The organism is Bacillus mojavensis (genome assembly GCF_012648005.1).
GTDB lineage: Bacteria > Bacillota > Bacilli > Bacillales > Bacillaceae > Bacillus > Bacillus mojavensis.
This window is the reverse complement of sequence record NZ_CP051464.1, coordinates 348609-361371: the sequence shown is the minus strand read 5'-3', so window position 1 is coordinate 361371 and position 12763 is coordinate 348609. Positions and strand designations below refer to the sequence as shown.

Annotated in this window: 8 protein-coding genes and 1 pseudogene; 3 read left to right on the top strand and 6 right to left on the bottom strand. The window is 45.9% G+C overall.

What is annotated here, in order from left to right; all coding sequences use genetic code 11:
* Positions 1–31: 31 nt before the first annotated feature.
* From HC660_RS01905 to HC660_RS01885, 6 genes and pseudogenes are all read right to left on the bottom strand, one after another.
* Positions 32–1195, bottom strand: coding sequence for an FAD-dependent oxidoreductase (locus tag HC660_RS01905; RefSeq protein ID WP_168746899.1), 1164 nt, complete (start codon positions 1193–1195; stop codon positions 32–34).
* Positions 1196–1811: 616 nt separating this feature from the next.
* Complete coding sequence (locus HC660_RS21215; protein ID WP_267496093.1) at positions 1812–1934, bottom strand: hypothetical protein; 123 nt, start codon at positions 1932–1934, stop codon at positions 1812–1814.
* Positions 1921–3084: a response regulator aspartate phosphatase gene (locus tag HC660_RS01900; RefSeq protein WP_168746898.1), complete on the bottom strand. Its 1164-nt coding sequence runs from the start codon at positions 3082–3084 to the stop codon at positions 1921–1923. Before HC660_RS01900 ends, HC660_RS21215 begins: the two co-directional genes overlap by 14 nt.
* A gap of 149 nt (positions 3085–3233) precedes the next feature.
* Positions 3234–3320: pseudogene (locus HC660_RS01895) on the bottom strand (L,D-transpeptidase); the annotation flags it as partial.
* Positions 3321–3322: 2 nt separating this feature from the next.
* Positions 3323–4231, bottom strand: coding sequence for a GTP cyclohydrolase FolE2 (gene folE2, locus HC660_RS01890; RefSeq protein WP_168746897.1), 909 nt, complete (start codon positions 4229–4231; stop codon positions 3323–3325).
* 130 nt (positions 4232–4361) lie between these two features.
* A complete protein-coding gene (locus HC660_RS01885; RefSeq protein ID WP_010332971.1) occupies positions 4362–5567 on the bottom strand; it encodes an MFS transporter in 1206 nt (401 codons plus the stop codon).
* 181 nt (positions 5568–5748) lie between these two features.
* Here HC660_RS01885 and nirB point away from each other — a divergent pair, with 181 nt between their 5' ends.
* The 3 genes from nirB to nasD all read left to right on the top strand — a co-directional run bounded on the left by nirB (position 5749) and on the right by nasD (position 12744).
* Positions 5749–8067, top strand: a complete 2319-nt coding sequence (gene nirB / locus HC660_RS01880; RefSeq protein WP_168746896.1) for a nitrite reductase large subunit NirB — start codon at positions 5749–5751, stop codon at positions 8065–8067.
* 6 nt (positions 8068–8073) lie between these two features.
* Positions 8074–10206, top strand: coding sequence for an assimilatory nitrate reductase catalytic subunit NasC (gene nasC, locus HC660_RS01875; protein ID WP_168746895.1), 2133 nt, complete (start codon positions 8074–8076; stop codon positions 10204–10206).
* Positions 10207–10326: 120 nt separating this feature from the next.
* Complete coding sequence (gene nasD / locus HC660_RS01870; RefSeq protein ID WP_168746894.1) at positions 10327–12744, top strand: NADPH-nitrite reductase; 2418 nt, start codon at positions 10327–10329, stop codon at positions 12742–12744.
* Positions 12745–12763 lie beyond the last annotated feature (19 nt).

Here is a 12763-nt window from a genome sequence, read left to right as displayed (position 1 = left end):
TCCAAAATAGAATCATTACGATTTAAATCATTTACTTCACCGTTTGTGTAATAGTGAATGCCGCTTTTCGCGCCCCAGAAATATTTCTCGCAGTCGGCCCGATTTCAAGTTCCGCAAAGGCACCCATCACGTATAACCCGTTCCCCCATTGCAAATCCTTGCCGACAATCGGAAAGCCGCAGCCGGCAAAAGGCAATTGCTCTGCTTGCGCTGCTTTTTGAACCCACTCGAATCGGCTGATGTCAGAAGCAAAGCCTGTTGCCAGCGCGATATGTTCGAATGTGTATGACGATTCATTTTTCTTCAGCTGTATGTACATCCAGCCGTCAGCTGTTTTTTGACATGATATCACTTCATCCTGAATGACCTTTATCCTGCCCTCTTCTCTATAGACAGCAAGCTTTCTTGAGATGTCCTTCGGGAAGGAGCCGCGATGTCTGGCGTTTGTGATCCATTGCCTTCTCTTTTGATAGTCTGACGTTTTGCTGAATCTTTTCATATATTTCGGGCCAAGCCAGCCCGGATCACTGTCAAAATCATAGGTGCGAAGTGGATGCCTCACGAACATCGTCACGTCGTACCCGTCATCTGAGAGCTTGATGGCGTAATGAGCCGCCGTGATCCCTCCGCCCACAACTGCCGCACTTCCACCTTCCTGTCCTAACCCTTGCACATCCCTGTCAAACACATGGTAAATGCCGTCATTCTGAAATGGCTTTGCCCACTCCGGCCAGCAAGGCTGTTGTGAAAAACTCATGGCTAGTACAACTCTTTCGCTCATGATTGTTTCGGAGGCATCTGTCCTCACTTCCCACAATCCGTTTCTCCTTCTCAAGTCTGTCACCATACCTCTCTTCCACGCCTGATCAATATGTATCTCATCCAATATCGTTTCACAATGCTGATTAAAAAGCGATAAAGAGGGGCGCTTATACCTTCCGAAGAATACCTCCGGCCACTGGCTTTTATCCGCATACGTTTGCAGGCTGAACGGCTCGGTATCCATGTGATGAACCGATGGAGAGCGTAAATAGTTCATCCGAATGCGGCCCGTATTTCGTTTCCAGCACTCAAGAGGCTGTTCATGAGGATCAATGACCACAAAATCCTGTATAGGCACCTTTCCGCTTTTCACCAGATGCACAGCCAAGGTCGAGCCTTGAATTCCGCCGCCAATGATAAGCCATTTATACATAGGAGTAACTCCTCTCTACACAAAACGTAATTATTACGATTTAAATCGTATGTTCTTTTTCCCTTTTTGTCAACTGCTTTCTATCAGCTGATCACAACTTTTGTGTGGTCAGGTATGTTTTTGTATATCCATGTCGTTGGAGATCCATCCAAACAAACCATCTCAAAACGACCAAATTATGTTGAAGTTTAGATAAAACAAACTCTATCGATCTTTGTTATAGAATAAGAGTTAGATGGATATGGGGAATTTTTTATCGACTGGGGAACAATTGGCATTACACAAAGTATACAAGCTTCATAATAAAATTATGCTACAGGCCAATCCTCTAATTTTAATGTTTTTGTCATTTGCTCAATCTCTTTTTAGTACTCCATCCATCATAATGTGATAATTGGTCCCACTTTATTGTTGCTGAGGGTTTATTGATAAAGAACCCATGCTTGCATCTTACATTCAGTTGAAGAGTTTCATTCAAAGAACTTTCATTCACATCCATGAATATTCGAAACTTTATTAAATCAATACACGACTTGGATGAGCATCGAACATAGAAATTAATAAACCCCATTTTGATAGAGATTATCCAAAATGGGGGTTGATTGATAATATTCAATTAAGTCGCTGCTCTATCTGCGACTTTATAAGTGGACTGCTCATTAAAAGCATACGAAGCGCCAGAAACACCAACAATGCCAAATAAAAGCGCTAAACAAATTGCAATTTTACATTTTTTCATTTAAATGTTTCCCCCTTTGAATTTGTTTGCGTGCTTCAATTGCCAATTGATAAAAATCGACCGCATCATGTCTTTTTTCTTTGTTGGTCAGAAAATCAGCAACAGCAACAGCGTATTCTTCCATGTCACCATACAGATTTTTTTCCCTGAAGAACTCGAACACTTCTCTGAGTGTCTGCAAATCAAATGATAAATAAAGCCCTTTAACGAGTTTCAGTTTTTCTGCTACCTCTTGATTATTATGACGTTCTGCAATCTTTTTTCCTTCTTCGTACAATTTTAATGCAGCCTGAAGGTCATTTTGTTTTGCCTTAACATAAGCTAAATTAAAGACCGCTTTTGACTCATAGATATGTTTCTGGGCCTTGTGAATTTCATAGGCAATTTGAAAATGTTTTTCTGCATTGTCAAGTTCTTCAAGATGATTATAACATAATCCTACATTAAAATGAGCAGAACCAATTAAATGCTGCTCACCTATTTTAACAGCATCTTTTAACGCTTTTTCTGCTGTTTCTAAGGCTTCTTCATAACACATTTTATCAAGCCAGTTACCAAAGATAACAAACTGGCAGTGAACCATTTCTTTTCCATATGTAAGATTGCCCTTATCGTCTTTCTGCCGTTTAAAAATAGCGTATGCCCGTTGAGCATAATTCATGGAGAAATGAGTCTCTTTCATGTAGTAATAGACCTCTGACACTTTGAAATAGAACTCTGCCTTATCTGTATTTGCGTTTTCATCTAATAAATCAAGATATCTCTCGGCTTCTCGATAATATGTTAAAGCAATGACTAAATCTCTTGTCCGGAAATGATACATCCCGGTGAAAAAATGAAAATAAAATTCAATTGTATTCGTAAGAGATTCCGGAGCAAGGTTTTCTCTTGTCTCTTTAAGGCCCTCAAAAACGCTGTCAATATCTTTAACAGAGTCAGGCTCTAAATAAGAAAGCATAATCTCATGCCTCAATTTTAAGAGCTGAAGGTAAACTGCAACCTTCTCGTTTTTCTCCATCTTATTAAATTCATTCTCTACTTTTCTTTTCATTTCCTTTGCTTTCTCTATTCGGCCTTGTTTTATTACAACATACCAGTGATTTATGTCTGTGGTAACAAAATGATATGGGATTAAATCAGGGACAGACAACGATTTACCCCCTTTTCTTTACATTTATTAAATATTATACCACTAAAGACATGTATCAATAGTATTATTTTTTGAAAAATCTCTCTATTCATCCTAATTATGATTTAAAAAGTAAAAAGCCCATATCAAATGATATGGACTCGTTTTTAGCTTTCTTTCTCTTCCGCATGAGAAGAACAAGCTGACAGCAGAATTACCGGCGCAAAAACAGAAATAAATAATAATGAAAGCTTCATAGTCATTCCTCCTGTTTTGAAAACCTAAGCTTCGCATAGGCATCGTGCAGATGAATTGATTCTTCGTTGCGGCATTCAATATCAAAGGCCGACACCCATTCAAGCTCATACAAGTCTGCGGCAATGAGACGGGCCAGATCCTCAACAAATCTGGGATTTTCATATGCGGTTTCCGTTACGGCTTTTTCATCCGGACGCTTTAGCACCGGGTGCAGCCTCGCGCTGGCATTTGATTCTGCAACGTGAAGCAAATCGGCTTTGACATCGACTGGGAGCAGTGCCGCCGGATGAATATCGGCCAAAATGCTGACCGTTCCTCTCTGATTGTGGGCACTGTATTCACTGATTTCCTTAGAGCAAGGACAAAGAGTCGTTACTTTCGCTGAGATACCGGCCCGCTGTTTAAACGGCTGATCTTCGTGGTAGGTGACAGACATCAGCATCTCAGCATGCATCAGCCCCGCTTTCTCCAGCATTGGACTCTTTCTTTCGAAATACCACGGAAACCGCACTTCGACGCAAGCCGAGATTTGATCCATGTTTTCTGCAAGCTCTTTCGTAAATTGCTGAAGGGAAGAAAAAGAGAGAACCCAGCCGTTTTGATGATAGCGTTGAAGCTGCTCTGTTAACCTGCTCATATTGATGCCCTTCTGATTCCGCTGCAGGCTGGCGGTCATGGTAAAGTTCGCTGCTGTCGTTTGCTGAAAAGGCTTCATCGCTGAGGCAACAGTAACCGGGTGAGACACATTGGTGACACCTACTTGCTGAATATCAAAAAAATAGTCTTTTCTAATATTCTGAAGATCCTTCATGTTCTCCTTTTCCACAGGCTTTTGCCCTTTCATGGGACTGACTGACCCAAAATAGTGAAGACGCTCCGTTTTTCCCGGGAGCAGAATGTGCTGTTCCAATCAGAAAACTCCTTCCGATTTAAATCGTAATAATTACTATTTATTCTGATCGGTTCACGAGTTAAAATCAAGAGAAAGTTGAAAACAGCAAAAAAAAGACACGCACAATCGCGTGTCTTCCATTCAAACATCAAACATCCGCCGGGCTGCTTTCCGCGCTCCAGCTTTTTCTCCAGTAATATCCTGCGGCAATCACAAGCACAAACGCCAGCAATGCGATACAGGAAAATGTGATAAATCCGATGGCATATGTGCCTGTCATCTGTTTTAATGACCCTAAAATGTTTGGCAGAAAGAAACCTCCGATGCCTCCTGCTGCGCCGACGATTCCCGTCACCATTCCGATTTCTTTCCGGAAGCGCTGCGGGACGAGCTGAAACACTGCTCCGTTGCCCATTCCGAGTCCCATCATTCCGACAAATAAAAGGATGATAACCACTGAAAGAGACGGCAGACTGCTGACTCCGGCCATGCAAAGGGCCACAATGACAAACAAAACAGAAAGAACCTTCGTGCCCCCGACACGATCTGAAATCCAGCCCCCTACAGGCCGGAAAAAACTGCCGGCTGCTACACATAATGTGACGAAATCTCCTGCATGAATTTTTGACAGCTGATATTGATCGACGAAGAATATCGCCAAAAAGCTGGACAGCCCCACAAAACCTCCAAACGTGACGCTGTACAGCAGACAGAAAAACCACGTTTCCTTTTGTCCGAACACCTGCAAATAGTTTTTGAGCGGCTGCGGCGCCGGTTGTTCAGGGGAATTCTTCGCCATGAAAACAAATAGAACAAAGACGATAATCAGAGGAAGAAGCGCAATCCCCATCACACTGTGCCAGCCGAACTGCTCTGCAAGCCGGGGGCCAAACAGTGTCGCAAACAAGGTGCCGCTATTACCCGCACCCGCTATCCCCATCGCTAGTCCCTGCAAATGAGGCGGATACCACCGGCTTGCCATAGGAAGCGCAACAGCAAAGCTCGCGCCTGCCACGCCAAGCAGAATGCCGATCGCATAAAGTTCAGTCAGCGACCGGCCTCCAAATGTCCCCCAAAGCAGCGGGATCATTGTCACCAGCATCCCGATGACAGCTGTTTTTTTTGGACCGATTCTGTCCGTTAACACGCCTAATATGATCCGAAACACAGACCCCGATAAGATCGGCACAGCCACGACAAGTCCTTTTTCAAAGGGAGACAGGCCAAAATCCTGAGAAATATAAACACCGAGCGCTCCAAGCATAACCCATATCATAAAACTTACATCAAAGTATAAAAACGAGCAGAGCAAAGTGGTTGGGTGACCGCTTGTTTTCAGTTCCGACAGCTTCATAACATTCCCCTTTCTTGACCTATTAAAAATTTCAATTTTCTGAATTAAGAATATATGACCTTATTTTTTCGGAAAAGACATGTGTAAGCTAATGTGACACGTTTAATGCGTTAACTGAGCATTGTGCCATAATTTTTGGTAGGAGAAAAACTTACAAGCTGAGGCAAAGGAGGTCTGGCAAATGAAGAGACAAAGATTAATCGTAGCAGGGAACGGAATGGCCGGAATTCGCTGTATTGAAGAAATATTGAAGCTTCATCGTAACATGTTTGAGATTGTCATTTTCGGCAGCGAACCGCATCCCAACTATAATCGCATTCTCTTATCCTCTGTTTTACAGGGGGAGGCAGCGCTCGATGACATTGTGCTGAACAGCAGTGAATGGTACGCCAAGCAAGGCATAACACTTTACACTGGAGAAACGGTCGTGCAAATCAACCCAGATTTACAGCAAGTCACTACAGATCAAAAACGCAGCCTGTCCTACGACAAATTGATCCTGGCAACAGGCTCCTCCCCTCATATTCTCCCCATACCCGGGACAGACAAAGAAGGTGTTTACGGCTTTCGGACAATAGAAGACTGTCAAGCTATTATCAGCATGGCTGAACATTATCAAAAGGCAGCGGTCATCGGCGCCGGCTTATTAGGCCTTGAAGCGGCTGTCGGCCTGCGGCACCTGGGCATGGATGTCAGCGTCGTTCACCACTCCCCCAACATCATGCAAAAACAGCTCGATCAAACAGCGTCTCGTCTGCTGCGGTCTGAACTGGAACGAAAAGGCTTAACCTTTCTTTTAGAGAAAGACACAGCAGCCATTACAGGAGGCTCACGGGCAGATGGTATCCGATTCAGCGACAGTTCTTCGATAAAAGCAGACTTGATTGTAATGGCGGCTGGTGTAAGACCCAATATCCAATTGGCTGCATCAGCCGGACTCGCCGCAAACCGCGGCTTCATCGTCAATCAATTCATGCAGACGAGCAAACCGAATGTGTATGCCGTCGGGGAATGCGCCGAGCATAACGGAATGGTATACGGATTGGTCGCCCCTCTTTATGAACAAGGAAAAGTCCTCGCACAGCACATCTGCGGCGTTCCATGTGAAGGATATCATGGCTCTGCCCAATCGGCAGCCTTAAAAATAGCGGGAATTGATGTGTGGTCGGCAGGAAAGGTGCACGAAGACGCAGGCACGACGAGCATGAAGCTTCATGATGAACATGCCGGTTGCTACAAAAAAGCGCTCTTTGAGAACGACAGACTGGCTGGCGTTATTTTATTCGGAGACACACGCGATAAACAGCGGCTTCTCGACAGCCTTCTCAAGCAAAGAGACATTTCCATTGTCAAACAGCAGCTGATTGAACCGGATCAAACGGGCATTTCATTTGCAACCATGCCTCCCACTGAAACCATTTGCCAATGCAACTCAGTGACAAAAGGTCTGATTGAAAAAGCGGTGCACACGAAAGGCTTAAAAACGGTCGAAGAAGTCAAGCAGTGCACAAAAGCATCCGGCTCTTGCGGAGGCTGCAAGCCGCTCGTTGAAGACCTTCTGGAATACATGGCCAGCAGCGAATATACAGAACCAGCCGGCCAGCCTTCGTTTTGCGGCTGCACTGATTTGACGGAAGACGAAGTCATCGCCGAACTGCACCGCTGTCATTTCACTGATCCTGCTGAGGTAATGAATCAGCTTGGCTGGAAAATGAAAAACGGCTGCAATGTTTGTATTCCGGCGCTTCACTATTATATGGAATTGCTGCAGCCCGGCTATATCCAGTCCCCTAAAGCATCGGCCCAGGATACATGCACCCTCATTCCGCAAATGTACGGCGGACTGACAAATGCGAAGGAACTCAGAAACATCGCAAACATCATTGAGACATACGGCATCCCCTATGTTTCAATTACTCACGGCCAGAGGCTGAAGCTTTCCGGATTCCATCCAAATGACCTTGTAAACATCAGAAAAGAACTGAACATGCCGGCTTTCTCTCATCAGCACCGCCGCACGCTGCGAAGTGTCTTAGCATGTACGTGCGGAGAAGATCAATCTATTCAAAAGCTAGCAAGCCATATCGAAAGACATGCTGACATGCTTCCCATGCCCGATCACATATCGATCAGCTTGTCGTGTGAAAAAGACTGCACAACGGCAGCTATACAGGATATCGGCGCCATTCAAACACAAGAGGGCTGGGACATTTACACTGGCGGCATCCGGGGAGCACATGCCCGTTCCGGAATGCTGTTTTGTGTGACAGATAGCGAAGAAAATACTGCCATTATGATGAAAGGCCTTCTTCAATATTATCGCGAAACGGCTCACTACGCAGAAGCGGTTCATCAGTGGATTGACCGCCTCGGCATCATTCATATCAGAGAGGTATTATTTGAACAGGATTTGCGGACACAGCTGCTGGAAAACCTCCAAACAGACCTGTCATTGCTGCAAAATCAGCCTGTACAGTCTGGCGCAATGAAGAAAGGATGAGGCATTTTGACTGAACGACTGCTTAGATATTTCCGCGAAAAACAGCAAGACGTCCAATCAGAAAAAACATACGACACCCAATGTCCATTTTGCAGCATGCAATGCAAAATGCAGCTTGTGGAACAAACCATCGTTACACGGAAAAGATATACAGCCATCGGCATCCACAATCCTACGACACTAGGCCGTTTATGCATGAAAGGGATGAATGCCCATCAGCATGCCCTGCACGCCTCCCGTATCACCCGGCCGCTGCTCAAAAAAAACGGTGAATTTGTGCCTGTTTCCTGGGATGAAGCACTGAACTATATAAAGGAGCAAGTCACCCTGATCCAAGCCAAACACGGCCATGATGCGATGGCTGTCTACGGAAGCGCCTCGATTACGAATGAAGAGGCGTATCTGTTAGGAAAGTTCGCACGAGTCGGCTTACAGACAAAATACATCGATTACAACGGCCGGCTCTGTATGTCCGCCGCAGCAACCGGAGCCAACCAAACATTCGGAGCAGACAGAGGCTTGACGAATCCATTATCGGAAATCCCCCACTCCCGAGTGATCATTTTGGCCGGCACCAATATCGCAGAATGCCAGCCGACCATCATGCCGTATTTTGAACAAGCGAAAGAAAACGGGGCTTATCTCATTGCCATTGACCCCCGGGAAACAGCGACGACAAAAATAGCCGACCTTCATCTAAAAATCAAACCCGGGACAGACGCCGCCCTTGCCAACGGTTTAGTCAAAATCATTATAGACGAACAGCTCATAAATGAAGACTTTATTCGCACACGCACGAACGGATTTGATGAGCTCAAACAGCATATCGGTGCTTTAAATCTGGAAGACATCGCCGAGCAGACAAATGTTCCTTTAGAGCAAATGCGAAAGGCTGCTATGAAGTTTGCCATGGAAACGTCCGGCATGCTGTTTACAGCCCGCGGCATTGAACAGCAAACCGATGGTACCGCGGCTGTGAGAGGCTTCTTAAATGTGGTGCTGATCACAGGAAAAATCGGCAAGCCTTACTCGGGCTACGGAGCGATCACCGGACAGGGTAATGGGCAAGGCGCCCGAGAGCATGGCCAAAAAGCAGATCAGCTTCCCGGCTACCGTTCCATCGAAAACGAAGACCATCGGGCTTATATTGCAAAAGTGTGGGGAGTCAATCCGGATGAGCTCCCGCGAAAAGGCGTCTCAGCCTATGAAATGATGGAAAAAATCAACGATGGAGACATTAAAGGACTGTTTCTAATGTGTTCCAATCCAGCAGTCTCCAGCCCAAATGCCAACCTTGTCAAACAGGCGCTGTCAAAACTGACATTCTTTGTTGCAATCGACTTGTTTATATCTGAAACAGCGAAATTTGCAGATGTCATTTTGCCCGCATCCTCTTACTTAGAAGACGAAGGCACGATGACAAATGTGGAAGGCCGCGTGACATTAAGGGAAGCGAGCCGCCCCTGCCCGGGGGAAGCAAAGCATGATTGGCAGATCATTTGCGAGATCGCGTCCACTCTCGGAAAAGGCCGTTATTTTCCCTACACGTCTGCGGAGGACATCTTTAACGAATTGAGAGAAGCAAGCCGCGGCGGAATCGCCGATTATTCCGGCATCACATACGACAGGCTCAGACAAGAAGGCGGGATTCACTGGCCGTGTCCGGAACCTGATCACCCCGGAACCGGACGCTTGTTTGAGGACTCATTTGCACATCCGGATCATAAAGCGGCATTAAGTGTGATCCCAAACGAACCCGTTGTTCCTAAAGAAAAGACGACTGCCGAATATCCGTTGTTTTTAACGACCGGCAGGGTCATGTCTCATTATTTAACAGGTGTCCAAACGAGAAAAAGCGCCTCTTTGGCCGCAAGAGATTTTGAATCATTTATGGAAATCCATCCGAAAACAGCAGCGGCCCACAATATCGAGGACCGTGTTCTCGTGAACATCGAATCTCCTCGCGGAAGCATCACCGTCCGCAGCAAATGGTCAGAACACATCAGAAAAGACACAGTATTTGTTCCCATCCACTGGGCGGATGCCCAAAACGTAAATGACTTGATTGGTGACAGCCTAGATCCAGCGTGTAAAATGCCCGGTTTTAAGGTATGCGCCGTCCGAGTCAGACCTATTTAAATTTTTCATAAAAATTTTAGAAATTTTCGTATATTTTGTTACATTTTATAACATGCATCTTAAATATTTCTTTTTGCTGTGCTACGCTGAAAAAAACATTGATAAGGAGCGGATCATCTGATGGGGAAAAAACAGCTAGTTCTTGTTGGTAATGGAATGGCCGGGGTAAGGGCCATTGAAGAAATACTGAGTGTTTCAAAAGACGAATTCCAAATCACAATTTTTGGTTCCGAACCGCATCCCAACTACAACCGAATCCTTTTGTCAAAAGTGCTGCAAGGCGATACAGATATCAAAGATATTACGTTAAACGATTGGAACTGGTACGAAGAAAACAATATACAATTGTATACCAATGAAACAGTCATCAAAGTGGACATAGAAAGCAAAACCGTCATCACCGATGCAGGCCGAATACAGCCTTATGATGAACTGATTCTGGCTACAGGTTCTGTCCCTTTTATCCTGCCGATTCCGGGCGCAGACAAAAAAGGCGTCACAGCTTTCCGGGACATAAAGGATACAGACACGATGCTCGCCGCGTCAAAACAATATAAAAAAGCAGCCGTCATCGGCGGGGGCTTGCTTGGCTTGGAAGCTGCGCGCGGCCTGCTGAATCTCGGTATGGAAGTCTCCGTTATCCATCTCGCTCCCTTCCTGATGGAACGCCAGCTTGACGCAACGGCCGGACGCCTGCTGCAAAACGAATTAGAAAAACAAGGAATGACCTTTCTGCTTGAAAAGCAAACAGAAGAAATTCTCGGAGATGACCGGGTCGAGGGCGTCAGATTCAAAGACGGCACAAGCGTTGAAGCCGATTTAGTCGTCATGGCCGTCGGCATCCGCCCGAATACAGCGCTTGGGGCCGAAAGCGGCATTCCAGTCAACCGCGGCATTATTGTCAATGATTATATGCAAACCGAAATCCCGCACATTTATGCGGTCGGTGAATGCGCCGAGCACCGAGGAATCGCATACGGACTCGTGGCGCCGCTCTATGAACAGGCGAAAGTGCTCGCTAACCATATCTGCGGTGTTGAAACGAAACCTTATGAAGGCTCCGTTCTCTCCACACAACTGAAAGTATCAGGAGTCGAGGTCTTTTCTGCCGGTGACTTTCACGAATCAGACGAGAAAAAAGCGATTAAGGTCTTTGATGAACAGGATGGCATTTATAAAAAAGTCGTGCTGCGAGGCAATCAGATTGTCGGAGCTGTTTTATTCGGCGACAGCAGTGAGGGCAACCGCCTGTTTTCGATGATTCAAAAAGAGGCAGATATCTCTGAAACCTCTAAAATCTCAATTTTACAGCCTCTCAACCAAGAAGCGGGCACAAGTCTGACCGCTGCCATGAGCAATGATGAAATCATCTGCGGCTGTAACGGTGTGTCAAAAGGAGCAATTATTCAAGCCATTCAGGAACAGGGCTGTTCATCAACAGATGAAATCAAAGCTTGCACCGGCGCGTCCCGCTCATGCGGAGGCTGTAAGCCGCTCGTAGAAGATATCCTTCAGTATACGCTGGGATCAGACTTTGACGCATCAGCCCAAAAAGAAGCGATTTGCGGCTGCACCTCATTGTCGAGAGATGAGGTAGTCGAAGAAATCAAAGCCAAAGGGCTGTCACATACAAGAGAAGTCATGAACGTGCTCGGCTGGAAAACGCCAGAAGGCTGTTCCAAATGCCGTCCGGCTCTTAACTACTACTTAGGCATGATCAATCCGTCAAAATATGAGGATGACAGAACATCCCGCTTTGTTAATGAACGGATGCACGCCAATATTCAAAAAGACGGTACCTACTCTGTCGTACCGCGGATGTACGGCGGTGTAACCAACTCTCAGGATCTTCGCAAAATCGCTGATGTCGTCGATAAATACGAGATCCCGCTCGTCAAAATGACAGGCGGCCAGCGAATTGACTTGATCGGCGTGAAAAAAGAAGACCTGCCAAAGGTATGGGCCGATCTTGATATGCCGTCAGGCTACGCGTACGGAAAAACACTCCGCACGGTAAAAACATGTGTAGGCGAACAATTCTGCCGCTTTGGCACACAAGACTCCATGGCCCTAGGCATCGACCTTGAGAAAACATTTGAAGGACTCAACACGCCTCATAAAGTGAAAATGGCCGTATCTGCCTGCCCGCGGAACTGTGCGGAGTCCGGCATTAAAGACCTTGGCGTGGTCGGCATCGACGGTGGCTGGGAGCTTTACGTCGGCGGAAACGGCGGAACCCATTTGCGTGCCGGCGACTTGCTGATGAAGGTGAAAACAAATGAAGAAGTCTTGGAATACGCAGGCGCTTACCTTCAATACTACCGGGAAACGGCAAACTACTTAGAACGCACGTCCGCATGGCTGGAGCGCGTCGGTTTATCCCATGTCCAAGATGTTCTAAACGATCCGGAAAAACGGCAGGAGCTGAACGACCGAATGAATGAAACGCTCTCTGTCCACAAAGATCCGTGGAAGGACTTCCTGGAAGATAAACAAACCTCTAAAGAATTATTTGAAAATGTCGTGACCACATCATAATGACAGAAACAAACATTGA

Coding starts and splice junctions, on each gene's coding strand:
- nasD (WP_168746894.1), top strand. CDS start 10,327: ATGGGGAAAAAACAGCTAGTTCTTGTTGGTAATGGAATGGCCGGGGTA.
- nirB (WP_168746896.1), top strand. CDS start 5,749: ATGAAGAGACAAAGATTAATCGTAGCAGGGAACGGAATGGCCGGAATT.
- HC660_RS01885 (WP_010332971.1), bottom strand. CDS start 5,567: ATGAAGCTGTCGGAACTGAAAACAAGCGGTCACCCAACCACTTTGCTC.
- HC660_RS21215 (WP_267496093.1), bottom strand. CDS start 1,934: ATGAAAAAATGTAAAATTGCAATTTGTTTAGCGCTTTTATTTGGCATT.
- HC660_RS01905 (WP_168746899.1), bottom strand. CDS start 1,195: ATGTATAAATGGCTTATCATTGGCGGCGGAATTCAAGGCTCGACCTTG.